The organism is Fredinandcohnia onubensis (assembly GCF_002734215.1).
Classification (GTDB): domain Bacteria; phylum Bacillota; class Bacilli; order Bacillales; family Bacillaceae_L; genus Ferdinandcohnia; species Ferdinandcohnia onubensis.
Genome location: NZ_NSEB01000012.1, coordinates 256,532 through 281,713, shown reverse-complemented (window position 1 = coordinate 281,713; position 25,182 = coordinate 256,532). Strand labels below are relative to the sequence as shown.

Annotated in this window: 24 protein-coding genes and 1 riboswitch; of the genes, 14 read left to right on the top strand and 10 right to left on the bottom strand. The window is 38.7% G+C overall.

Going from position 1 to position 25,182, the window contains the following annotated elements; all coding sequences use genetic code 11:
* Positions 1-143: 143 nt before the first annotated feature.
* The 5 genes from CKK03_RS15840 (at position 144) to CKK03_RS15820 (ending at position 3,912) form a co-directional block, all read left to right on the top strand.
* Positions 144-1,148: a thiamine pyrophosphate-dependent dehydrogenase E1 component subunit alpha gene (locus CKK03_RS15840; protein ID WP_099363510.1), complete on the top strand. Its 1,005-nt coding sequence runs from the start codon at positions 144-146 to the stop codon at positions 1,146-1,148.
* A gap of 1 nt (position 1,149) precedes the next feature.
* Complete coding sequence (locus tag CKK03_RS15835) at positions 1,150-2,133, top strand: alpha-ketoacid dehydrogenase subunit beta (protein WP_099363509.1); 984 nt, start codon at positions 1,150-1,152, stop codon at positions 2,131-2,133.
* A 7-nt stretch (positions 2,134-2,140) separates the two neighbouring features.
* Complete coding sequence (locus tag CKK03_RS15830; RefSeq protein WP_099363508.1) at positions 2,141-2,389, top strand: biotin/lipoyl-containing protein; 249 nt, start codon at positions 2,141-2,143, stop codon at positions 2,387-2,389.
* Positions 2,390-2,391: 2 nt separating this feature from the next.
* A complete protein-coding gene (locus tag CKK03_RS15825) occupies positions 2,392-3,078 on the top strand; it encodes a dihydrolipoamide acetyltransferase family protein (RefSeq protein WP_099363507.1) in 687 nt (228 codons plus the stop codon).
* 63 nt (positions 3,079-3,141) lie between these two features.
* Positions 3,142-3,912 (top strand): SDR family NAD(P)-dependent oxidoreductase, encoded by a 771-nt coding sequence (locus tag CKK03_RS15820; RefSeq protein WP_099363506.1) that lies wholly within the window; start codon positions 3,142-3,144, stop codon positions 3,910-3,912.
* A 347-nt stretch (positions 3,913-4,259) separates the two neighbouring features.
* Here the strand turns inward: CKK03_RS15820 and CKK03_RS15815 are convergent, their stop codons facing one another.
* On the bottom strand, positions 4,260-4,514 hold the full coding sequence (locus CKK03_RS15815; RefSeq protein WP_245864152.1) for a YczF family membrane protein: 255 nt from the start codon (positions 4,512-4,514) through the stop codon (positions 4,260-4,262).
* Between the two features lie 96 nt (positions 4,515-4,610).
* Between CKK03_RS15815 and CKK03_RS15810 the strand changes: the two genes are divergently transcribed.
* Genes CKK03_RS15810 through CKK03_RS15800 form a run of 3 tightly spaced genes read left to right on the top strand, consistent with a single transcriptional unit; the run spans position 4,611 to position 8,568 of the window.
* Positions 4,611-6,242 carry a spore germination protein gene (locus CKK03_RS15810; protein ID WP_099363505.1) on the top strand — a complete coding sequence of 544 codons (1,632 nt, stop codon included), beginning with the start codon at positions 4,611-4,613 and terminating at the stop codon, positions 6,240-6,242.
* Positions 6,235-7,455 (top strand): Ger(x)C family spore germination protein, encoded by a 1,221-nt coding sequence (locus CKK03_RS15805; RefSeq protein ID WP_099363504.1) that lies wholly within the window; start codon positions 6,235-6,237, stop codon positions 7,453-7,455. Before CKK03_RS15810 ends, CKK03_RS15805 begins: the two co-directional genes overlap by 8 nt.
* Before the next feature lie 21 nt (positions 7,456-7,476).
* On the top strand, positions 7,477-8,568 hold the full coding sequence (locus tag CKK03_RS15800) for a GerAB/ArcD/ProY family transporter (protein WP_099363503.1): 1,092 nt from the start codon (positions 7,477-7,479) through the stop codon (positions 8,566-8,568).
* 54 nt (positions 8,569-8,622) lie between these two features.
* On the opposite strand, the gene CKK03_RS15795 is transcribed toward CKK03_RS15800, so the two are convergent.
* Complete coding sequence (locus CKK03_RS15795) at positions 8,623-9,093, bottom strand: tRNA (cytidine(34)-2'-O)-methyltransferase (protein WP_099363502.1); 471 nt, start codon at positions 9,091-9,093, stop codon at positions 8,623-8,625.
* A 146-nt stretch (positions 9,094-9,239) separates the two neighbouring features.
* The gene (locus tag CKK03_RS15790) at positions 9,240-11,204 is read right to left on the bottom strand and encodes a sigma-54-dependent Fis family transcriptional regulator (protein ID WP_099363501.1); all 1,965 of its coding nucleotides are present in this window, start codon (positions 11,202-11,204) and stop codon (positions 9,240-9,242) included.
* A gap of 353 nt (positions 11,205-11,557) precedes the next feature.
* Here CKK03_RS15790 and CKK03_RS15785 point away from each other — a divergent pair, with 353 nt between their 5' ends.
* Genes CKK03_RS15785 through CKK03_RS15775 form a run of 3 tightly spaced genes read left to right on the top strand, consistent with a single transcriptional unit; the run spans position 11,558 to position 16,541 of the window.
* Complete coding sequence (locus tag CKK03_RS15785) at positions 11,558-13,693, top strand: hydantoinase/oxoprolinase family protein (RefSeq protein WP_281254518.1); 2,136 nt, start codon at positions 11,558-11,560, stop codon at positions 13,691-13,693.
* 40 nt (positions 13,694-13,733) lie between these two features.
* On the top strand, positions 13,734-16,019 hold the full coding sequence (locus CKK03_RS15780; protein ID WP_099363499.1) for a hydantoinase B/oxoprolinase family protein: 2,286 nt from the start codon (positions 13,734-13,736) through the stop codon (positions 16,017-16,019).
* 18 nt (positions 16,020-16,037) lie between these two features.
* Positions 16,038-16,541 carry an acetone carboxylase subunit gamma gene (locus tag CKK03_RS15775; RefSeq protein WP_099363498.1) on the top strand — a complete coding sequence of 168 codons (504 nt, stop codon included), beginning with the start codon at positions 16,038-16,040 and terminating at the stop codon, positions 16,539-16,541.
* A gap of 99 nt (positions 16,542-16,640) precedes the next feature.
* Here the strand turns inward: CKK03_RS15775 and CKK03_RS15770 are convergent, their stop codons facing one another.
* Positions 16,641-17,141, bottom strand: a complete 501-nt coding sequence (locus tag CKK03_RS15770; RefSeq protein ID WP_099363497.1) for an undecaprenyl-diphosphatase — start codon at positions 17,139-17,141, stop codon at positions 16,641-16,643.
* Between the two features lie 122 nt (positions 17,142-17,263).
* Between CKK03_RS15770 and CKK03_RS15765 the strand changes: the two genes are divergently transcribed.
* Positions 17,264-17,587, top strand: a complete 324-nt coding sequence (locus CKK03_RS15765) for a hypothetical protein (RefSeq protein ID WP_099363496.1) — start codon at positions 17,264-17,266, stop codon at positions 17,585-17,587.
* Between the two features lie 52 nt (positions 17,588-17,639).
* On the opposite strand, the gene CKK03_RS23770 is transcribed toward CKK03_RS15765, so the two are convergent.
* From CKK03_RS23770 to ade, 5 genes are all read right to left on the bottom strand, one after another.
* Entirely contained in the window at positions 17,640-17,813 is a 174-nt protein-coding gene (locus CKK03_RS23770) for a hypothetical protein (protein WP_180271274.1), read from the bottom strand.
* A 100-nt stretch (positions 17,814-17,913) separates the two neighbouring features.
* Complete coding sequence (locus tag CKK03_RS15760; protein ID WP_099363495.1) at positions 17,914-18,180, bottom strand: DUF3006 domain-containing protein; 267 nt, start codon at positions 18,178-18,180, stop codon at positions 17,914-17,916.
* Position 18,181: 1 nt separating this feature from the next.
* Positions 18,182-19,417: an MBL fold metallo-hydrolase gene (locus tag CKK03_RS15755; RefSeq protein ID WP_099363494.1), complete on the bottom strand. Its 1,236-nt coding sequence runs from the start codon at positions 19,415-19,417 to the stop codon at positions 18,182-18,184.
* A 158-nt stretch (positions 19,418-19,575) separates the two neighbouring features.
* A complete protein-coding gene (locus CKK03_RS15750; protein ID WP_245864150.1) occupies positions 19,576-20,427 on the bottom strand; it encodes a 5'-methylthioadenosine/adenosylhomocysteine nucleosidase in 852 nt (283 codons plus the stop codon).
* A gap of 141 nt (positions 20,428-20,568) precedes the next feature.
* Positions 20,569-22,305: an adenine deaminase gene (gene ade, locus CKK03_RS15745; RefSeq protein ID WP_099363493.1), complete on the bottom strand. Its 1,737-nt coding sequence runs from the start codon at positions 22,303-22,305 to the stop codon at positions 20,569-20,571.
* Between the two features lie 91 nt (positions 22,306-22,396).
* Positions 22,397-22,498, bottom strand: a riboswitch (purine riboswitch).
* 279 nt (positions 22,499-22,777) lie between these two features.
* On the opposite strand from ade, the gene CKK03_RS15740 reads away from it, so the two are divergent.
* Both CKK03_RS15740 and CKK03_RS15735 read left to right on the top strand, forming a co-directional pair.
* On the top strand, positions 22,778-23,755 hold the full coding sequence (locus tag CKK03_RS15740; protein ID WP_099363492.1) for a S8 family peptidase: 978 nt from the start codon (positions 22,778-22,780) through the stop codon (positions 23,753-23,755).
* 51 nt (positions 23,756-23,806) lie between these two features.
* On the top strand, positions 23,807-24,724 hold the full coding sequence (locus CKK03_RS15735; RefSeq protein WP_099363491.1) for an endonuclease I family protein: 918 nt from the start codon (positions 23,807-23,809) through the stop codon (positions 24,722-24,724).
* A 162-nt stretch (positions 24,725-24,886) separates the two neighbouring features.
* Here CKK03_RS15735 and CKK03_RS15730 read toward each other — a convergent pair whose 3' ends face one another.
* Positions 24,887-25,141, bottom strand: a complete 255-nt coding sequence (locus CKK03_RS15730; protein ID WP_180271273.1) for a hypothetical protein — start codon at positions 25,139-25,141, stop codon at positions 24,887-24,889.
* Positions 25,142-25,182 lie beyond the last annotated feature (41 nt).

The window sequence follows — 25,182 nt, the reverse complement described above, 5'->3', positions numbered from 1 at the left end:
AGTGGTAGAAATACTGAAAAATTAATAAAACAACTTAATAAAAGTATATATGATTTTGAATACAAATTAAAGCGCTTCCAAAATTAGTTTAATACTTCAATATGAAGTTTAAATATTTTACTAAACTTAAAGGAGATGTGCCTATGTCAATTCCACAGGAAAAAAAGCTTGAGATGCTGCGTTCAATGTTAAGGATTCGTTATTTTGACGAATATGCAGATGAGTTGGTCACTGAAGGTGAGGTACATGGGGAAGTTCATCAATATATTGGACAAGAGGCTGTAGCCGTTGGTGTTTGTGCCGTACTATCAAAAGAAGACGCTATAACAAGTAACCATCGTGGACATGGTCACTTAATTGCTAAAGGCGGAAGTATCAATAAAATGTTTGCGGAATTGGGAGGACGTGCTACCGGCTATTGTAAAGGAAAAGGCGGTTCCATGCATATTACCTCTTTAGACTTAGGTATATATGGTACCAATGGGATGGTGGGACAGGGTGTTCCAATTGCTGCCGGTGTTGGGTTTGCTTTTCAATATGAAGGTAAAAACAATGTAGCTGTTACATTTTTTGGGGATGGAGCAGCAAATGAAGGGTCTGTTCATGAAGCGATGAATATGGCTGCCATTTGGAACTTACCGATTATCTTTGTTTGTGAAAATAATCAATATGGTTTAACTTTGCCAGTTAAAGAGAGTATAAAAGTAGAGGATATTGCGGACCGAGCGCAAGGATACGGAATGCAAGGTGTTGTTGTGGATGGTATGGATGTTTTAGCGGTTCATGACGCAGTAAGCGAAGCCGTCGAAAGAGCAAGAAATAATGGTGGACCAACCTTTATTGAAGCTAAAACCTATAGATATTATGGTCACTTTGGAAGTGAAGCTTTGGTCGTTCAGGACCCTTACCGTACGCAAGAGGAGATTGATTCCTATCGTCAAAAGGATCCAATTAATAGATTGAAGGATCAATTATTGGAAGAGGGAGTTGCTGAAGAAACTCTCAAATCTATTGAAAAAGAAGTGGAAAGCGAAATTAAAAATGGGATCGCATTCATGAAAGAATCAGATTTCCCAAGTGTAGAAGAAGCGTATGAGGATGCTTATGCCCTTACACATAAAACAATGCCAGTAAAGGGGTGGGTATAATATGGCTAAAAAAAGATTTTTAGAAGCTATTTCTCTAGCTGTTCGTGAAGAAATGGAAAAGGACGAAAAAGTGTTTGTCATGGGTCTGGATATCCGTAAGGGAATCATGGGAATCACAAAAGGCTACCTTGAAGATTTTGGTGAAAAGCGTGTTATCGATACTCCACTTTCTGAATTAGGATTTACTGGACTTGGTGTCGGTGCGGCAATGGCTGGTCTCCGTCCGGTGATTGAATATCAAATTAATACTCTACATTACTTAGGTATGGAGCAACTTGTTAATCAGGCTGCCAAGCTACGCTACATGACTGGTGGACAAGTGAACATTCCACTCACTGTCATTGTTGCAGGTGCTGGTGGTGGTGGCGGAATGGCTGCACAGCACTCTGATAATACGTATGCTCAACTCGTACACCTAGGCATGAAAGTCGTTGTTCCTTCTACCCCGTATGATGCTAAAGGTTTGATTAAGCAGGCCATTCGAGAAGATGACCCAGTTGTTGTTTTTGATCCTGCCCGCATCAATACGTTACGTGGTGAAGTACCTGATGAAGAATATTATATTCCGCTAGGTGTGGGTGATGTGAAAAAAGAAGGTACAGATGTAACAATCGTTGCCATTGGGCATTTAGTGAGAGAATCATTAAGAGTTGCTAAGGAATTGGAGAAGGAAGGGATTTCTGCAGAAGTTGTAGACCCTAGAACATTATTCCCGCTTGACAAAGAAATTATCTTAAATTCCGTGAAAAAGACAGGCCGTTTAGTTGTTGTTGATGATGGTTACCGTTTCTGTAGCTTCGCTTCGGAAGTAGCTTCGATCGTTTCCGAAGAAGGCTTCGAGTATTTAAAAGCACCGATTAAACGGGTAACTCGTGCACAAGTTCCTGCGCCGTACAGTAAAATTTTGGAGAATGAATTAATTCCAAAACAGGAAAATATCTTAGCTGCTGTAAGAAGTATTACTAGTATTGTTGCGAAAGGGTGAAGAATTGTTGAGATTAGTAGATATAAAGTTGCCTCAGCAAGGTGCAAGTATGACAGATGGAGACATCATGGAATGGTTTGTTGAAGAAGGTGACGACGTTGAAAAGGGACAAGATATAGTTAATGTTGAAGCTGCAAAAGTCAACTTTAATATTCAAGCACCCGTTTCTGGTGTCGTTAAGAGTATTAAAGTTGAAGAAGATGAAAACGTTGAAGTAGGAACCATCCTTGCAGTCATTGAAACAGAGGAAGAGTAAGTATGGAAAAAAACTTGGAAGAAATCATGAACGCTGAAGCCATTAAGTTGAGGGGAATGCGGCGAACAATTGCTCGAAGAATGCAGGAAAGCCTGTCAAAATCGGCACAGCTTACCTTACATTCTACAATTGTTATTAGAGAACTAGTTGAATTTAAAGCCTCAAACAAAGAAGTTTCATATAATGATATTTTTATTAAAGCGGTAGCTTTGGCTTTATCAAGTCATAAACGGCTAAATTCGACACTTGTTGATAACACGATTTATCAGTGGCCAGACATCAATATTGGTATAGCTGTAGCACTTGATGACGGTTTACTTGTGCCTGTGATTCAAAAAGTACAGGAAAAATCATTGAGTCAAATTAAACAAGATCGGATTGATTTGATTCAACGGGGAAAAACCGGACAATTAACTGCTGAAGAAGTGACGGCAGGTACATTTACCATTTCCAATCTTGGAATGTATCCGATTGATTGTTTTACACCGATCTTAAATTCACCACAAGTCGCATTACTTGGCATTGGAAGAATCAAACAAGAAACGGTTGTAATAAATCAGCAAATTGAAATTGCACCTGTTTTAAATCTTTCACTCACTATAGACCATCAAGTCATTGACGGGGCACCAGGTGCAGCATTTTTAAAGGAGTTAGAAAACATATTGCATCATCCGGAATTAATAAATTAAAAGGATTTGTGAGGAAACCATGGACGTTGGTTTCCTTGCTTTTAAAAAGAAAGGAAGATGAAAATGAACTTTGAAAACAAAGTAGTGATTATTACTGGGGCAGCTGGAGGAATTGGATCAGTAACAGCGAAAGAGTTCGCAAATAGGGGTGCATCACTTACTCTAGTTGATTTAAATGAAGAGGCGCTTATAAAAACCAAAAATGAATTGGATATCTCAGAAGATAGAGTACTAACAGTTAAAGCAGATGTAACAAGTGAGGAAGATGTAAAGAATTATGTAGAACAAACAGTAAATAAATTCGGTAAGATCGATATTTTTTATAATAATGCAGGCTTCGAAGGTCCTTTTAATTTTATCACTGATATTGACTTCAATGCGTTTAAAAAAGTGACTGAAATCAATGTATATGGAGTATTTTTAGGGCTGAAATTTGTCCTATCCGCTATGGAAAAACAAGGATTTGGTTCTGTTATTAATACAATTTCCAACGCTGGATTTATTGGTAGTGCAGGTATGGGACATTATATAGCTTCTAAGCATGCGGTAGTAGGTCTTACAAAAACGGCTGCTTTGGAAATGGCAACAAAAGGGGTTCGAGTTAATGGAGTAGCTCCGGCTGCCATCGATACGCAAATGCTAAAAAATATTGAGAAAAATATTTCTCCGGAAAATGCAAATGCCGCACGTGAACAAATAGAAGCGACTGTTCCTGTAAAACGTTTAGGGAAGCCAGAGGAAGTTGCTCAAGTCGTACTATTTTTGGCAAGTGATGCGGCCTCATTCGTAACGGGTGCTACGTATGCTGTTGATGGAGGATCTCTGGCTACATAAAACGTTAATAGTGGATAAATATATGGGGCGTGAGGCACCAGACGACAGAATCGTTTAGCCCCATAGCTAGCTGTACCATCGTCCCGTTACCATAATTTTAGTTAAGTTTGAATTGTTCAGTATCTCATAAACATTGTATAACCAGTGTTTATGAGTTTTTTTGTTTTTTAGACTAAGATAGATACAAATACATAAAATTTATGACAAAAGATTTGATTTTGAACAAAGGATTTAGGTTGTAGATATACGATTCTTGTCTGGTAAATTTAAACTGGTAAATTTAAAAAAGAAAGGAATCGAGGTTTTGCTTACGTTGATATGGAACTAGGAACCTCTGAGTAACTTCCTTATCCAGCCTTCGCTTTTCCCTTTCTTTTTTTGTATGAATAAACGAATATCTCAATTAGGACAGTCAGTAAAAGGGATAACAGAACAATCGTTTCAGCTGGATCCATGACTCGAAATGGACTTGTTGCATTTCTGAATGCTGTTTGTAGTTCAAATCCTTGCAGATAATCAAGCCAAAACGAGAAGCTCATTAGACACCCCATCATCAACAAAGTTATCCCGATAATCTTCATTTTTCTCACACCTTTTTTCAATTATTATTCCCCTTCTAAAACACTTATATGACAAGGTATAAATAATAATCTACTGGGCAGAACAGTTAATAACTAGAATAGAAAGGTTTAACAAAAATGCCTGGTTTTTTCAAGAATAAACGTAAAAAAAGTAGCACAACGAATGAAAACCAAACGCAACCACTAACAAAACAGGATTTTCCGGATTCCATTGATGTCCTATTGTCCAATAATCTCAATGTAATTCGAAACAAAACAGGCAATAGTTTTGATGTGATTGTTCGAAAAGTTAACATCGGGATACAACCGAAGATTCCAACCGCAATTGTCTATATAGACGGGCTTGTAGATAGCCAATCCATAAAAGATTTTTTAATTGAATCCATCATGAAAAGTCCTGATTTGCAGGAGAAGCTGATTCAACAAGATCCACTAGATGTGATTGAAGATGAGGCTCTGCCATTTGGGAGTATCAGAGAAGCCAGTGGTTGGGACCAACTCTTTACTGCGTTAATGAATGGAGAAACAATCATTCTTGTAGATGGAAAAACAAAGGTGCTCGTTGTTGATACAAGAGGCGGCGAAAGACGTTCGATTGAGGAACCAACAAGTCAGGTGACAGTACGTGGTCCTCGGGATGGATTTACAGAGTCGATTATAACGAATACTTCTTTGGTGCGCCGGCGTATCAAGGATCCGAATTTGTGGGTGGAAGCAAGGAAGTTGGGCAAGGTGACGAATACGGACGTTGCCATTATGTATATAAATGGAATTGCAAACGAGAAAATTGTCGAAGAGGTTCGTAGACGGATTGATCAAATTGATGTTGATAGTGTTCTTGAGTCTGGATATATTGAGCAGTTTATTGAGGACCAAACATTTACTTCCTTTCCGACTCTTTATCATACGGAAAGACCTGATACGGTCTCAGGGAATCTACTAGAGGGAAGAATTGCCATCTTCGTAGATGGGACTCCTTTTGTATTAATTGCACCCGCTGTCTTTATTCAATTTTTTCAGGCAGTAGAAGATTATTATGCGCGATTTGATATTGCGACGGCTCTACGTTTTTTAAGGCTCTTGATATTTGCAATATCTATTATTGCACCTGCAACCTATATTGCTGCAACCACGTTTCATCAGGAAATGATCCCGACTCAGTTATTAATTGCTGTTGCGGCACAAAGGGAGGCTGTGCCTTTTCCGGCATTTGTAGAAGCTGTGATCATGGAGGTCACATTTGAAATTTTACGAGAAGCGGGGATTCGAATGCCGCGGGCAGTAGGGTCAGCGATCTCAATTGTTGGGGCCCTTGTAATTGGACAAGCAGCCGTTCAGGCCGGAATTGTTTCACCAGCCATGACAATTGTAGTGGCCATGACTGCAATAGCTAGTTTCGCAACTCCATCTTTTGCGATGGCGATTGCTGCACGATTGGTTCGTTTTTTATTTATGATTGCTGCTGCCACATTTGGTTTTTATGGAATTATCCTAGGGATTATTATGCTTACAATCCATCTTAGTGGTCTGCGTTCATTTGGTGTTCCTTATATGACACCAATGGCCCCATTTATTCTTACGGAGAACGCGGATACGTTTATCCGATTACCGTGGTGGGCCTTAAAGAAACGACCGAAATTGATCAGTGAAGATAATATGGTTCGAGTAGGGGAAGACCAGAAACCTCAGCCACCTGTAGGACGTGGCATGCTTAAGTCTTCTGAAGAAAAAGGTGACCGAGATGAATAAAGGGTTTGTACTTGTCATTCTATTCCTTGGACTGTTCCTTTTATCGGGTTGTTGGAGCAAAAAGGAGCTTACCGACATCGCGATAATTTCTGCTTTTGGTATCGATAAAAATGATAAGGGACAGTACGTAGGTACGATTCAAGTAATTAATCCTGGGAATGTTACAGGTGGCCAGCAAGGTGGAGGCTCAAGTATTGGCCCACCAATTAATGTGTATACTGAGACAGGAAATAACCTTACTGAAGTTAGCAAGAAGTTTTCCACTGGTATTTCACGAAGGCTTTATTATGCTCATACAAATTTAGTCGTTATTGGAGAGCGATTGGCAAGAGAGGAAGGAATCCTCCATCTTTTTGATGCCATGGACCGTGATCCAGAATTCCGAATCACATCGGAAGTGGTGATTGCTCAAGACATGGAGGCAAGAGATATTGTTCGAACATTAACTCCAATCGATAAAATCCCTTCCAATAAAGTAATTAAAACACTAAAGTCAACAGAAAAAAACTGGGGGACACATCTGAGAGCGAATATGAAAGATGTACTTAATAGTTTAGTTTCCGAAGGGAAAGAGCCTCTAGTAACCGGATTTCGTTTGAAAGGTGAAATCGATCAGGCTATGAAAATGGCAAATATTCAAGAAACGACTCCAAAAGCGGTTCTTGAGGCTGATGGGATTGCTGTTTTTAGAGAAGGAAAGCTGGTAGATTGGTTACAAGGAAATACGGCAAGAGGAAGTTTATGGGTTTTGGATAAAATCGAAAAAACAGATGTGAATATTGATTGGCAAGGAAATGAAGAAGCCATTGCGTACGAAGTGATTCGCCAAAAAACCCAAATTCTACCTATCATTCAAAATGAGAAACCCATGATTACCGTAGATGTAAGTGTTGAAGGCGATATCGGAGAAGTAGAAGTACCGATTGATTTAACAGACCCACTTAAATTAGTCAAAATTGAAAAAGAGGCTGAAAAGGTAATTAAGAACGAAATTCAAGAAGCAATTAAACAAGCCAAAGAAAATAAAACAGACGTTTTTGGCTTTGGTGAAGTGGTGCAACGCGCCGATCCTAAGCTTTGGAAGAAGCTGAAGTCTGAATGGAATTCTGTCTATTTTCCGGAATTAGTTGTGGATGTGAAAGTAGATGCGTTTGTGCGCCGGACGGGTATACGCACAAAATCTTTCCTTACTGAAATGGAGGAAAATCGTTAATAGAAATAAGGAGCATGTCACATGGAGAAGGCAAAAATCAGTTCGTATCAGCTATTTGTACTTGTCTTGCTGTTTGAATTAGGAAGTGCATTACTTTTGCCACTTGCAATGGATGCTAAGCAGGATGCCTGGATTGCCGTTCTCCTTGGAATGATCGGTGGAATGTTGCTCTTTATTATCTTTTTCCGACTCTATCAATATTACCCCGACAAATTACCAACCATGTATGCACAGATTATCGTTGGAAAACCAATCGGGAAAGTACTTGCTTTTTTGTACATTCTTTATTTTGCTTATCTCTCAGCAAGAGTATTACGTGATTTTGGTGTGATGCTGGTGACATTCGCCTATCCTGAGACTCCATTATTTATTGTCAATTCACTTTTAATCATCGTAGTAGTATACGGGGTTCGAAAAGGAATCGAAGTATTAGGGAGAACAGGGGAACTCCTTTTTAGTATCATGTATCTACTTGCGGTAACGGGATTTATCCTCATTGTGATCTCTGGATTAATTGATGTAAGCAACCTAAAGCCTATATTAGGAGAAGGTATTTTACCTGTTGTAAAAGCAACATTTACCCAAACTCTGTATTTTCCATTTGGGGAGACGGTTGTATTTGCGATGATATTTCCATATTTGAATCATTCACGAAAAGCAAAGATTGCCGGTTTATGTGCGATCGGTTTAAGTGGGATAAATTTAACGCTTGTCATGTTAATGAATATTAGTGTTCTGGGTATTAACCTTACAGCTCGTGCACCATTTCCACTCCTAGCTACCATTCAAATGATCCAAGTAGCAGAGTTTATCGAACGTCTCGATATCTTCTTTATGTTAGCCCTAATTATTGGGGGATTCTTTAAAATCGCGGTCTTTTTTTATGCGGTAGTCACAGGGGTTGCCAATTTGTTCTCAATTGAAAGTCATACACGTTTATGTTATCCCATGGCACTAGTTGTTTTACTTATATCCATAACGATGGCGAGTAGTTTTGCTGAACACGTACAGGAGGGTTACAAATTTGTTCCTATGTTTCTTCACTTACCATTTCAAGTCATCATTCCGATAATCCTTCTAGTGATTGCGATGATAAGAAATAGGAAAGCATAGGGGAAGTTTTGTATCTGTCAGGCACATAAAAAAATCTTCCAAATGGAAGATTTTTTAGTTTAAATTCGGATATCCTTGCTGGCGTAATGCCTCATAGACTAGTATTGCTGCAGTACTTGAAAGGTTGAGTGAACGAACGTGATCGTTCATGGGTATTCTCAAAAAGTGATTTTTGTTTTTTTCTAGTAAACCTTTCGGCAAACCCGTTGTTTCTTTTCCAAACATAAAGTAATGTTCCTTCGATTCATCACTGAAATCAAAGCCTGTATGTGTTTTTTCACCAAACGTCTCAATAAAATAAAATTCGCCTTGATTTTTTGAAAAGAAGTCTTCCAATGAGTCATAATACGTGATGTTTACATCATTCCAAAAATCGATGCCTGCTTTTTTTAACATTTCCGGATCTGTTGAAAATCCAAGTGGTCGGATTAAATGCAAGGCTGAACCCGTTGCTACACAAGTAAGTGCAATATTTCCAGTATTAGCCGGAATATCTGGTTGATAAAGTACAACATGAATCGCCAAGAATGTTCACCTCTAACTTTCGTTTTACGTTACAAATTATAGCATATAACACATTTAAGGATATTTTATATATAACGTAATTAAGCCACTCAGTAAAGTGAGCGGCTTAACAATGTCATATATCCAATGGCATGCTCGTGATTTATTTAATTAGTTATCCGTGGGTCCATTAGATTATATTTTTTGAGTTTGCGATATAAGGTTGATCTTGCCACTTTAATTTCTTTTGCTACTGCTGATATATTCCAACCTGTTTGGATTAATAGTGTTTTAATTTGCTGCATTTCTGCTTGTTCGATTACAGACAGATTTGAAATCTCATGAACGTTAAGGGATTGTTTGGCTTTTAAGTCTGCTAAATAATCTGGTAGGTGACTTTTGTTAATTTCAGTTGAGTTGCTGAAGATGACTGCATGTTCAATTGCATTTCTTAATTCCCTTATATTTCCTGACCACTCATAGCTCAAAAAGAAATTTTTTGTTTTCTCGGTTAAACGAAACGGTAAATCTTTATGATATAGTTTTGCAAATAGTTTTAAGTAATAATTGCTGATTGGAATAATATCTTCTTTCCTTTTACGTAAGGGGGGAATCGTAAGTGAAATCACATTTAACCTAAAAAACAAATCTTTTCTAAACAGTGCTTCTTCAATCATAGCTTCCAGGTTACGGTTTGTGGCGGCGATTACTTTTACATCAATTTTAACCGTTTTTGAAGAACCTAACCTCGTAACCTCTTTTTCCTGAAGCACTCTCAGTAAATGCACCTGCATGTCTAGAGGCATTTCTCCGATTTCGTCTAAAAAGATTGTTCCATCGTTGGCTTCTTCAAATTTTCCTTTTTTCCCGTCCTTTTTCCCACCGGTAAATGTACCACTTTCATAACCGAAAAGCTCACTGCCAATTAGTTCTTTCTGTATTGCCCCACAATTTATCGCAATAAAAGGTTTATCCTTTCTTGTACTTACTTCATGAATATACCTTGCGATTACCTCTTTACCCGTACCTGTTTCACCAGTTAACAAGATAGGGGTGTTGATTGATGCAATTTGCCGGCATTTTTGTAAAATCAGTTTCATTTCAGCGGATTCACCGACTAAATTGTGATTCTGTGAATTGATTGGAACACTTGATGAAGAATTGTTTCTAGTTTTGAAAATAGAAACATAACCTATTTCTTCATTATTAAACATAATCGGTTCTATGTTAATGAATTGATAGCATTCTGATTGATCCATGAAATGGAATGGGGCTTGTAAAAACTTCTTGATTTTTTCGCTTTCAAGTACCATGTCTTTTTTCAAATGAAGCGCATCTAGTAATTGATCGTCACCATTCACAATCACATATTCATTACTAAAAACAAGAACCGAATGATCCCGCCATTTCGAGGTGTATTGATGATAATATTCTTCCACTTGGTTATATTTCTCTTTATACATAAAAAGAAGTTGTTGTTCGATCATTTGTGCAAGAGAGACAGCTAATCCAAGAGTGTGTGGTTGTGTACTTGGCCAAAGACCGGTAAAGTCAATCGCTCCTACGACATGCTTGGTGTATGGATGAAAAATTGGGGCGGATGAACAGGTCATTTGGTGAAAGCCTTCACAATAATGTTCAGCAGAAAAAACCTGTATGGGCTGTTTGGAAACGATGCTCGTTCCAATCGCATTAGTTCCTGCTGCGGCTTCACTCCAATCCATTCCAGGTGCAAAGTTTACTTTTTCAGTTTTTCGAATAATATCTGGTTCCCCTTTTAAATAAAGCATTTTTCCATTTTCATCATTAAGTGTGATTATGTATCCGGTTCCAATTAATTTATCAAAAATAGTATCAATTAGAGGTTTCGCTGTTCGATAAAGGTCGGATTCTGATAGGAGTTGTTCTAATTCGAATGAGGTAAGTGCCGTACTGGCTTGTTTTTGTTCTGGATTTAATCCAATTGATTGACATCGACTCCATGAGTTAAGGATTTCACGCCGCACGACAGTGTCTAGATTGTCACTATTAGCAGGGTTGGTTACAAACAACTCCCATTTCTGTTTTAATTCACCTACCTTATTATGTAAATCCTCAGTAGTAAAAATCGAGAGAAAAGGGTTTAACAACATCATGAACCTCCTCATCATAAATTTTCACGAAAAGAGTTCGTCTAAGAGGATGAAAGCAGTATCCGCAGTAGTGCGTATGTATTATATAAATTTCAGTATATTAAAAATATTAACTTAATCTATTATGTAATTCAATAGTCTTATAGTCTGTATCATGAAAACAATCTGTATCGCTACAAGTGTAGCGCAATGATACAGTTTGATTTATTTTTTTCCTTTTTTGTCATGTTAAATCGAAGGTTTTGTGTTGGCACACTACTTGCAAATATAAAAGGCAACAGCAACAAGCCATACATATGGAAACGAGAAATGCTGTTAAAAATTTTAGATTTATTGAAGGGAGAGAGTTTTATTTGGCCAAATCTCAAATTCTTGCCATTGATGCCGGCGGTACAATGACAGACACGTTCATTATTGATGAAAAAGGGGATTTTGTCGTAGGGAAGGCACAAACGACTCCACTGGATGAACATATTGGACTATTAAACTCAGCGAAAGATGCGTTGAGTCAATGGGATGCAAAAATTGAAGAGGAATTTCCGAATTTACTTGCGGGTGTTTATTCCGGCACTGCCATGCTTAACCGTCTCGTATCAAGAGTAGGGCGTCGTGTAGGATTAGTTGTAAATAAAGGGATGGAGGATAACCATCGAATGGGCCGTGGGCTACAGTCTTTCCTAGGCTACTCTTATTCTGACCGAATCCATGTAAATACTCACCACTTTGATCCGCCGCTTGTACCACGTAAATGGACAGTTGGTGTAACGGAGCGTGTGGACCTATTTGGAAACGTTGTCATTCCACTTTACGAGCATGATATTGAACCTGCTATTCAAAAACTGATTGAGGAGGACGTAGAAGCGATTGTTATCAGCTTGCTACATTCCTATAAATACCCTGCCCATGAACGAAAAGTTCGCGATATAGCTGAGCAAATTATCAAAAAAACGAATAAGGATATCCAAGTTTTTGCAACGGTTGATTATTATCCGGTCAGAAAGGAATCACATCGTACAAATACAACGATTGTTGAAGCCTATGCCGCAGAGCCGTCTCGTAAAACATTAGAAAATATCGATACTGCATTAAGGGAAGCAGGTACAGATTTTGACCTGCGCATTATGGCGAGTCACGGTGGTACGATCAGTATAAAAGCAAATGAATTAGCTAGAACCTGTGTTTCTGGACCAATCGGGGGAATGGTTGGAGCTAAATATCTAGCAGAACAGCTTGGCTTGAAAAATGTCGCCTGTTCTGATATTGGCGGAACAAGTTTCGATATTGGCCTGATTACACAGGGAGAATTAGCTATTAATGCAAGTCCTGACATGGCTCGTCTTGTCCTTTCATTGCCGCTTGTTTCCATGGATACAACGGGTGCAGGTACAGGCAGCTTTGTTCGAATCGATCCAAACTACGGAAATATTACATTAGGACCAGATAGTGCGGGTTCACGTGTTGGTGTTTGTAACCCTCATGGGGGCCTTGACACTGTAACCGTTTCTGACTGTCACGTTGTTCTTGGTCTGATTAATCCAGATAATTTTATTGGCGGAGTGATTAAGCTTTCAAGAGAAAAAGCCTATGAAGCGGTTAAAACGCAAATAGCGGACCCGCTTGGGTTAACTGTTGAAGATGCAGCTTACGGGGTCATTGAATTATTAGAATCACAGCTTCGTAACTACCTAGAATCTATGATTTTAGGAAAAGGGTATTCTCCATCTCAATATGTTTGCTTCTCGTACGGCGGTGGTGGTCCGTTACACACAGCTGGCTATACGAAGGGGTTAGGCTTTGAAGATGTATTGATCCCTGCTTGGGCAGCCGGGTTCTCAGCATTTGGATGTGGTGCAGCGGATTTTGAATATCGATATGATAAAACATTAGATCTTAACGTCGCTGAACATCCAGAGGACTCTGACATCATACTTGCCGGGCAAGAGTTACAAGCAGCATGGGATGAACTTAAAAATAAAGTGACTGAGGAATTCAAGAAAAATGATTATTCGCCTGAAGAAGTTGATTTCAAACTGCTTTACCGAATGCAATATCAGGGACAATTGAATGACCTTGAAATTGAGGCGCCAATTTCGGCCTTTAAATCGATTGATGATTGGGAGACGCTCATTCAGACATTCGAAGAGACCTATTCACGTGTTTATGCAAAATCTGCCCTTTCTCCGGAGCTTGGTTATTCGATAACAGGTGCTATTGTTCGTGGAGTTGTTGAGGTTGCAAAACCACAAATCCCACAAGAACCATTAGTTGGTGAAACACCGCCTAAGGATGCGTTTTTAGGATATCGCGAAATTTATTGGGATGGTGAATTTTTACAAGCAAGTATTTATGAAATGGAAAAATTACTGCCTGGTAACAAAATTAAAGCATTTTCCATTCTAGAATCAACAGCTACTACATTAGTTGTTCCACTCGGATTTGAGGCGTATCTTGATGAAAATCGAATCTTCCATTTAAACGAGGTCAAGTAATAAATTGATATTTTATTAAAATCTGAAGGGGGTACCAAATTTGGCAAAAACGATAACTGACGTTCAACAAGTGAATAAACCGATTGGCTGGGATGGTAAAACTCTAAAGCAAATGCGAAAAGAAATGGACGAAATTAGTAAGGATACTGGCTATTATGCCGGCTTAAGGACGCTACCATTTAAGGAAACGGATCCCATTCGTTTTGAAAAAATCTATTCCAAGCTCCGCGGCGGAGTGGTTCATGCAAGGGAGACCGCAAAGAAGGTTGCTGCGTCTCCAATCGTTGAACAAGAAGGTGAATTGTGCTTTAGTTTATACACGCCTGAGGCCGATTCGATTGTTACATCAACTGGGATTATTATCCACGTAGGGACGATGGGTGCTGCGATTAAATTTATGATTGAAAATGATTATGAGGATAACCCAGGTATTGCTGATAAAGATATTTTCTGTAACAACGATAACCATGTAGGAAATGTTCATACATGTGACGTCCATACATTGGTACCAATTTTCTGGGAAGGTGAAGTTGTCGGCTGGGTCGGCGGAGTAACTCACGTAATTGATACCGGGGCATCTGCGCCAGGAAGTATGCCAATGGGTCCAGTCCAACGTTATGATGATGGATATCAAGTCACATGTCGAAAAATCGGCCAAAATGACAAGCTATCAAAAGACTGGATACTCGAAAGTACAAGATCAGTTCGTGCGGTAAAATACTGGACGCTTGATGAGAAAACAAGGATTGCAGGATGTCATATGATACGTGACCTTGTCTTAGATGTAATCAAAGAAGAGGGCGTTGACGCTTATAAACAATTTATCCGTGAAATTATTGAGGACGGACGCCGAGGCTTTGTGAATCAGGTAAAGACCATGTTAATTCCAGGAAAATATCGTCAAGCTTCATTTGTAGACGTACCTTTTAAGGATCTGGATCTTCCTTCATTTGCAAAGTTGAATTCAATCATTCATACACCTTCTGAAATCACGGTTCATAAAGATGCTAAGCTTGAAATTGATTTTGAAGGGGCTAACCGCTGGGGATGGCATCCGTTCAATGCTACACCTGTTTCGATTACAAGCGGAATCTGGGTCATGCTGTCACAAACCCTTGTTCCAAATGATCGAATTAACGATGGTGCCTATTATGCAAGTAAATTTGGCATGCCATACGGGTCATGGTTTAACCCAGATGACATTCGAACTGCCCATTCTAATACATGGCATGCATTAGTTGCAGCATGGTCTCCGCTATGGCGCGGACTGAGCCGATCCTATTTTGGGCGAGGATATTTAGAAGAAGTAAACGCAGGTAATGCTCATACTTCTAACTGGTTAATGGGTGGAGGATATGATCAATACGGTCAATTATCCGCAATGAATAGCTTTGAAACCTCATCTTGTGGAGTTGGAGCAAGTGCAATTCAAGATGGAATCAGTCACTCCGCCGCACTCTGGAATCCAGAGGGTGACATGGGGGATATGGAAATTTGGGAACTCCTTGAACCGCTCATCTTCCTAGGAAGACAAATCTTACCTGGATCAGGTGGGTCTGGTAAATATCGAGGCGGGAACGGCTGGCAGTCACTTCGCTTAGGTTGGGGAGCTCAAGAATGGGCAATGTTCGTCGCTGGTGCAGGTGTTATGGCAACAGACTGTGGCCTAATGGGCGGATATCCAGCATCTGCGGGATACAGGTTCCAGGCTAATAAGACAAATATTAAAGAGAGAATTGAAAAAGGTCTGCCAATCCCATTAGGCGGAGATGTGGACCCAGATAATCCAACTTATGAACAAAATATGGAAGCTGAAGTTATTCACCGTGACAGACAAGCGGTTTCTACACAAGAGCAATTCGGTGATTACGATGTGATCATGAACTACCTTCGTGGAGGCCCAGGCTTTGGCGATCCGCTTGAGAGAAATCCAAAAGAGGTTGAAAATGATCTTAATGAAAAGTACATTCTGCTTCGCTATGCAGAAAAAGTGTATGGATGTGTCTTCACTGAAGAAAAGGGTGTATATACAGTTGATATAAAAGCAACTGAACAACGACGAAAAGAAATCCGAAAAGAACGCTTAGAGCGCAGTGCTCCTACTAAAGAGTGGATGGAAGGTGAAAGAAAGAAGATCATCAAAGAAGACGCTGCTGTTCAAGTCAAACATATGTATGCCCAAAGCTTTGCTTTAAGTGAAAAGTTCACCGACGAATTTAAAGACTTCTGGAATATTCCTGAAGAATGGATGATCTATGAAGATGAGCTAGGAGTGCCAACAATGGGAGCACATATCAACCGTTTCAAGCAAAAAAAGAAAAAATAAGAAAAAGAGGTGAATCATGTGGCAAAGTATGATAAGAAAAGAATTGGTGAATTAATTGATGGAACGTTAGAGTTTTATCAAGTTAAAGAAATGATGTCGAGCCATAAGGATCCTGAGCGTTTTGAAATTTACCGAGAAGTTTTACAGGACCGTGTAAGTTGGGATGATCCAATTCTGCTTCCATATGGATTACATTTATATATTGTACAAAAAGAAAATGGCGATCGTATTGTCAAATGCGACTGTGGCCACGAATTCTGTGATTATAAGGAAAACTGGAAGCTGCATGCTCGGATTTTTGTTCGTGATACCGTGGAGAAAATGAATGAAATTTATCCTAAATTGATGTCGCCAGACCCAGAGTGGCAAGTCATTCGTGAATATTATTGCCCCGGATGTGCAACCCAGCTTGAGGTGGAGGCAGTCCCACCTTGGTATCCGATTATCATTGATTTTGAACCAGATATCGATACTTTCTATAAAGAGTGGATTAAGAAACCACTGCCAAAGGCAAAGGTATAATTGATTAAAAGCAGTATCTTCAATTCATTATAGGTTGAATGAAGAGAATAAATTAAGGTACACACAAAGACGCTCAGGTCATTCTGAGCGTTTTTAATTTTACATTTTCTCCTCGTCAACTTTGTGAACAAACATGCTCGTTACAGAACCCAATAGAGCACTTCCAATTATATCAGATGGGTAATGATGTCCTACCCAAATTCGGGAAATACCAGTCAGTGCTGCCAATCCACACATGATTGTACCTAGAACACGATTATATAGTAAAATCGATGTCGATACTGCAAAAACGAGTAACGTATGCTTGCTTGGAAATGAAGAATCCATATTTGAAGGAATTAAGATTCCAACACGACTTTTCATAAAAGGTCGGGGCTTAGAAATAAATAACTTAAGGAAAAGATTCATGATTAGTGTAATGAAGGCAGAAATGATAGCGTTATTCGTCATTTGTCTATATGGATGTTTTTTAAACCACATCACAATCAAAATAAAGAAATATACATAACGGATCTTGTTTGAAATAAGTATCATGAACTGATCGACTAATGTAGAACGGCCAGTCATTTGATTTATTGCGCGAAAAACTTTCACATCCATTATAATCACCTCTGAGATTATTATTTGACCTAATCCTTGAATCATGCACTTGAGGGTTTTTAAAAATTACCACATATATTGTTTAAGCCAACCTCACACAATAGGGTGAGGAGGGAAGAGAGATGAATTATATGCAGTTACTGTCAACCGTACTTAGTAGCTTTAGTGGTAACAAATCACTGAAATTATTCAAACGCAAACGAAACAACAGAGGGTGGATTTGGATTTCTATTTTAGGAGTAGCCATCCTTAGCTTATTTGGTAGTAGAAATAGCCGCATCAATCAAGAAGTTCAAAAGAGATTTCAGCAAGCCCAAAATTCGTTCCAAAATTCCACGAATTTAAAAAGAAATCCTTTTGACGTGAACTTCAAACTTGCAACAGAAATAGCAAAAGAAATTAAACCTGAATTTGAAACACCAAATCAACTACAAAAGAATGATTAAATAAATAGAATGGCTGGAATCAATGTATCCCAGCCATTTTTCAATCACTAATCTAATTATGTATTTGTTGTTGTACCTGTTGGATAACTTGTTGGGCTTTTTCTAGTTCGCTTTGGGCAAAATGGCATGCCTCTGATTCAGGACTATTCGAATTCACTTGTTTTAAATGATGATGGGCACTATGGATAATATCTTGAGCTTCTTGTAATTTGCTTTTAAAGTTCATCCCAGTTCTTCCTTTCATTAAAATGTTCTCTACTATCATGTGCATGTTTTCAGTTAAATACGCATCTCTTCTTGTCAGTTGCTAAGAGACAAGCACTCTTTCAATCTTTTTTCTTGAACTTGCTTCCGGAACTCTTTTTACGGAGCTTAGACATCATATCGTCTACTTTTTGTTGTTGTGAGATTGTTTCGTTTTCGTTTAGTGTAATGGAAGTGATTGTTTCATTTTCAATAATAAGGTTCAAATATGAACCAGCTGTTGAACCATTGGGTAATTGACTGATAGGGATGATAAATTCTTTATTTATTTCATCCACTATAATAACAGCATGTTGATTTTCTTCGATTCGATCCAAATAACCTTTCATTTTATCCTCCTACACAAGCTAGATTTTGTGCTTTAATATCTTCCATTCTTGACGGACCAATTCCTTTTATTCGTGTTAATTCATCAATGGATGTAAACGGCCTTAAGTTAATCAGTTCCTTTGCACGCGCTGGCCCTAAATGAATAATTTCTTGAAGCTCTTCTACACTTGCCGTATTGATATTTATACATTTACCATTGGTTACTTGACTTTCTTTATCTAATTCAGGTCTTGTAGAAGTTCCACCTCCTGTAGAAGGGGGTGTAATCGTGCCATCCTTTTTGGTTAACACCTCATAGTTTTTGCCATCTGTTTTGACAAGAATCGTGCCATGTACATCTGTTCCATAAAGTGTAATATTAGAATCTTGAATTAAATCGACGACTTCTTTATGTGGATGCCCATAGCTGTTCTCTTTTCCAGCACTGTAGATTGCTATTTCTGGACTCACTTCCTTTAGAAAAGCAGGATGAGTAGAGGTGCTTGAACCGTGATGACCTAGATGAAGGATATTAGCGTCTACATCGATACTACCATTTATCATTTTTAATTCATCATTTCGACTTGCATCACCCGTAAAAATGAAGGAGATCTCTCCGTACGTGAGCTTAAGCGAAATAGATTCCTCATTGTCATTTTCGGAAACAGAGATCGGATATAAAATTTCAATTTGGAGCGGGCCAACTTCAAATTCATCGCCGCGTCTTGGTTCATAATAATCGACATTGTTTTGATCGATCGCTTGTAATAACCTCTGAAACGTCTGGGATGTACTCGTATTCCCGGACAACCATATTTCTCCTACGTTAAACGTATTGATAACCTTACCAAGTTGACCAATATGATCTGCATCAGGGTGTGTTCCAATTGCGATATCAATTTCTGAAATGTGTTGAGCTTGTAAGTAATGGATGACATCGTTTCTGTTCCAATTCCCTGCATCGATCAAGATGGTATATTCTTCACCCTCATCAGTATATTGAAGTAAGGTTGAATCAGCTTGACCAACATCCATATAATGAACGGTAAGTTCTGATAGTGTATTTGGCACTTTTTCTTGCTCTTCAGTAGGGGGAGGGGTGTCCTCAACACGTTTCGTTTCCGTTTCCTCGGTGGTTTTTGTGATGTTCTCGGGTTCGTTATGCCTAGATTGATTTTCCTCCTGTGAACACCCACCGATTATTAATAGTGCTGCGACCAAATAGATCGCAAAAATAGTTCGACTGAATGGATACATCGTTTTTCCCTCATTTGGTGTAATTTTAAACAATCAACTATATGTTATGATTTCATTTAATGCCGATTGTATCAAAAAAAATAAGAAGTGCGCTAGTTAACACACATAAAAAAATGCCAGGACCGTAATGGTGCCTGACACTTTAAAAATATTCGTTCTTATTTCATATTTTCAAGGATGCCTTCGATAATAGTAGATGAGTTTGTTACGGCCATTTGTTTGAAATCTTCCCATTTCATAACGGCTTCTTCACCTGCATCATCTGATGCGGAACGGATGACAAGGTATGGAATGTCGTTCAGGTATGCAACTTGTCCAACAGCTCCACCTTCCATTTCAACAACATAGGCATTAAATGTATCTAGAATCCATTTACTTTTTTCAGCACTTGCGATAAATTGGTCACCTGTAGCCACTCTAGCTTTTACGACATTTACTTCTTCTGGCAGGTTCTTTGCGGCCTCTTCTGCTAAAGCAATCAGTTCTTTATCAGCTTCATAATAGCCAGTATCCATTCCTGGAATCAAACCAGGTTCATATCCTTTTGCTGTTTCATCCATATCATGCTGAACTGTATCCGTAGAGATTACGATATCCCCAAGGTTAATATCAGGGTGGATGGCTCCAGCAATTCCTGAATTAATGAGAGCATCTACGTTAAATTGACTAACCAGTAATTGAGCAGCCATTGTTGCATTTACTTTTCCAATTCCGGATTGAACGAGGACAATGTTTTGCCCCTTTAATGTTCCTTGATAGAAAGTCATACCAGCGATTTCGTCTTCTTTTTCTACTTCCATATGAGAATGTAAAATTTCAATTTCTTCTGCCATTGGGCCGATAATTCCAACGCTATGCTGATCCTCTTGATTGTTTACTTCCTCACTTTTTACCTCAGCTTCTGTTGCTTCGGCCTTCGCACTTGATTCACTTTGTTGTGAGCAACCAATGAGTAGGCTACCCATAATGAGAAGTAAGAGTAATACCTTTGCGTTTTTGAGTACGTTCATGTTTAAGTTCCCCCTATGATGATCTTGGTCTGTAAAAAATTAAATAATAGATATAAACACGAACATTAAAATGTTTTAATAATGTAATGTTCGTATTTAATGATACTAAAAATATAATAAATTTCAAGGGGTACATTAAAATTAGTCCGTTGGTACTGGTATATGTGTAAATGTTTCCACATCAAATAATCCTAAATCTGTTACTTTCAAAGATGGTATAACCGGCAATGTAAGAAAGGAGAGGGTTAAAAATGGATTGAAATCACCGGTAAACCCTAGTTGACTTAATGACCGTTTTATTTGGTCCAGCTCCAAATTGACAGTTTGTGAGTCTTTATCCGACATAAGTCCTGCTATTGGAAGGGATAAAGAGGCAATGATTTGCTTGTTTTTGACAATTACTAAGCCACCATTGATGTCTTTGAGTCCCTGAATTGCCACCAAAATATCTGCATCATTGGTACCTGTAGCAACAATATTATGAGAATCATGCGCGATCGTAGTAGCAATTGCTCCATCTGTAAAACCAAATCCCTTTACGACTCCTAATCCGATATTACCTGTGTTTTTATGGCGCTCAACGACGACTAATTTAAGTTGGTCGTTTTCTATGGATGGCTGAAATTCACCGTTTTCAACTCTGACTTGTTCCTCTAGTTTGTTCGTGATCAATTGATTTGGAATGATCTCAATGATATTTGCTTTATTTCCGTCACCTAATGAGATTTGAAGGTCTTTTTCATGTAACTCAGACACATGAACAGTTGACAGTAACTGTGTATTTAGAACATTTTTAGCAGGTGATTTTGCAACATAACGACCATTCTGTGTAACAAGATTCCCAGATTTATAGACTTCTGTTATTTCAATCGTCTCTAGTTGGTCTAGTAACAGGAAGTCAGCCTCAAAGCCCGGGGCAATTGCACCTTTATTTGGTATACGATAGCATTCAGCAGCATTTAATGTTGCCATCTGGATGGCTTGGAGAGGGGATATCCCTTCTTCGATTGCTAACCGGATATTATGGTCAATACTGCCTTCTTCGATCAAATCATCTAAATGCTTATCATCCGTACAGAACAGACAACGACGTGCATTAGTTGGAGTGACAACCTTTATCAGTGTTTTTAAATCTTTTGCAACAGAACCTTCACGAATTAATAAATACATCCCGCGTCTTAATCGCTCAAGCGCATCCTGGGCCGTATTACATTCGTGGTCGGTTTTGATACCAGTTGTTCTGTAGATGTCAATCGCATTTGTATCCAAGCCAGCTAAATGGCCATCGATTAGTCCATTATTGTGGTTAGTCACAAGAATTTTATCTATAATCGAATCCTCCGCGTTTTTGAGAGAAGGGAAGTCCATCACCTCAGCTAACCCGAGAACTCGTGGATGGCTGTAAAAAGGTTCCAAGTCCTTAGCCTCAAGGTCTGCTCCATTATTTTCAAACGGAGTAGCGGGTACACTTGAAGGTAGCATGAGAAAAACATCAAGCGGGAGATTCTTAGAGTCCTCAATCATAAACGATAATCCGTCACTACCTGAGACATTGCCAATTTCATGAGGATCCGTAATGACGGTTGTTACGCCATGAGGAAGGACCACTTTCGCAAATTCAGAAGGGGGGACCATCGAGGATTCAATATGCACATGTCCGTCAATAAAACCAGGGCACACATAGCGATTCTTCGCATCTATGACTTTTTTACCCTCAAATTCTCCAATTCCAACAAACATACCATCTGAAATCGCGATGTCACCCTCAATGATTTCAAGGTTAAACACATCTATGATTTTCCCGTTTTTAATGACGAGGTCCGCAGGGATTTGTTTACTAGAGACAGCTATACGTTTCTTTAACAGTTTTTTTTCCATTTTAATTCCTCCTCAATATAAAAATAAAAACCCTGGGCTTTTACCCAGGGTTTGACACAGAGAAGGAAATAGAGCTTTTTGTTACGTACACAAAAAGCCAAACTCTTCTCGTAGTCAAACCATTTACGGTAGTTTGGTAGAAACTTATGGACCATATTTCCAAGATTATACGAGTACATGTATGAAATTATTAGTTGATTTTATAGGTAGGAATGATGAGTGTCAATGGAATATAGAAATGTTTAAAAATTAGCATTAGTCTGATGTACACATTTAGGTTAGGATAAATAGAATTTTAACTGGGACAAACTATTCATTTTTTGTAATTTTCAGTATTTTAACTTGATAAAAGCTTATCCAGTTAGTATAATGAAACAAACGTTCCCATACAACGAAGCCAACCAGGAAACACTAGACAGAAGGGAATGAAGGTAATTGTTTTGAAAACTAGATTTGAAGGAGGAGATTCATCTTGAAAAATCAGGTCAAATTATTACCGTATACCATTCAGTCAGTTGTGAATCAGGCAAATGAAACACCAGAAGGAGTTCAATTGGTACAGGCACCTTCTTTATGGGAAGATAGCAGTCAGGGTGAAGGTGTTGTCATTGCGGTGATTGATACTGGGATTGACACGTCTCATCCCGATCTAAAGGATCGAATTATTGCTGGACGGAATTTTACAAGTGATTATAATGGAGACCCTGAAGTATTTGAAGACAACAATGGCCATGGGACACATGTATCTGGTACGATCGCGGCTAGTCTTAACAATGATGGAGTTGTAGGGGTTGCTCCTAAGGCTCAAATTTTAAGTTTAAAAGCTTTAACGGGAGAAGGGGCAGGTCAGTATGATTGGATCATTGAAGCCATTCGCTATGCAATTGAGTGGCAAGGACCTAACAATGAAAGAGTACGTGTAATCTCTATGTCGTTAGGTGGGCCTCAAGATGTACCTGAAATGCATAAGGCCATTCAAGATGCAGTCAATCAAAACATATCTGTCGTTGTGGCAGCGGGGAATGAAGGAGATTCATTGGAGGATACATTTGAGTATGCTTACCCTGGTGCGTATAACGAAGTCATATCCGTAGGAGCTGTCAGCATGGATTTGCAGCTTGCACCATTTTCCAATACGCATACAGAAATCGACCTTGTGGCTCCTGGGGTAGATGTGGTTTCCACGTATCCGGATGATCAATTTGCCAAACTAACAGGAACCTCCATGGCGGCTCCGCATGTCGCAGGTGCAATTGCTTTACTCATCAATCTAAGTGAGAAGGAATTTGACCGAACACTGAGCGAAGCAGAGGTCTATGCCCAACTCATTAGACGGACCGTACCTCTCGGCAACAGAAAAAGCGCCGAAGGAAATGGATTTCTCCTCCTTGACGTTGTTGAGAAGCTACACGACATGATTCCTGCATCAAATATGAATGTTACTCCTTAAGAATAGTGGCTTTCCGAACGGTTTAAAAAGAAACCAGGAAAGGAGAACTATATGACTTCCACAAAGGATAAAGGTACAAATGAATATCCTGATTTAAAGTCCGTTTTGTTAGTGTTAACACTTAACAAAAGGAGATTTGAAAACGAAAAAGAGTATTATGACGTGGAACAGGATAAGCAGTTCATCAACGATTATTATTGTACGATTGATTTTAATCATGAGGATAAAAAAGAGTTGTATAAACAACTAAACCAGTTAATAACGAGAACACATGTAAATCAGTTAGCTTATAATGCTAAAACCCGGGACCTTCTTTATACAGTGGTAGACCTCCAAGTGGATGGGACCCTGAAGAGCATCTATTCTGGTAAAGAGAAGGATCCTGAACAAGTCGTAAAAGAAGATTATGAATCTGACAGAAAAAGAAAAGAAGCTCATGACCTGTTGTTGGTAAGCAACTTGAATAATGATGAATTTCAACAGGCATTAGCGTCTATTCATCAGGAAAATATGTTTAATTGCGAACATGTAGTGCCCCAGTCATGGTTTCACGAGGATAATCCAATGAGAGGGGATCTGCATCATCTTTTTACATGTGAAAAAGATTGTAATTCAGCTAGATCCAATTATCCTTATTATGATTTTGTAGATTATCCACCGAAAGTGGCAACGGAAGCAATTAGAGACCATTGCGGGAAATATGAAGAGGGGAAGTTTGAGCCTGAAAGTGGGAAGGGTGAGGTTGCAAGAGCAACTTTGTACTTTTTGTTACGATATCCGGGAAAAATTAGTCGATATCAAAAGAAAGATATTGAGATGCTACTAAACTGGCATCATGTACATGAAGTATCTTTATACGAAAAGCATCGTAACAAAGAGATTTTCCTTATTCAAAAAAACAGAAATCCATTCATCGATTTTCCGCAACTTGCAGATAAAATTGATTTTATGTCTGGGTTTGAACACTAAAGGATATGCCCATTTTTAGACTGAATCCTTACCGAATTGAAGGCACACCTATAAAAAGGTGTGTCTTTTTTTGCCAGAGGGTGCCGCTAAACTTCTTTTATCTCAAAAAATAAGCAATATGGAAAAAGACCATAATGCTTAATAATCCCTATTATATTGGGGTCATGTTTTATACATTTTTGTTTTTAGTAACCTGAAGGATTTTCGAACAATTCCCATTATATCCATCTTGCCTTTTACGGGCTCATATTCTGCTTCAAATTGATCTCTATCACAAGGGTATTGTTCTCCGTCTTTATCTGTGATCAGATAATCCCCAGGAAGCCCCTTCATTGAACCATTAGATGTCTCAATTGTAATCGATCGTGTAAGCTTCACAGCTTCAACAATAATCGGCTTTTTTCTATACTTAGGCAACAGTATCAACCTCCTTAACCTTACATTACTAGCCTATGCAA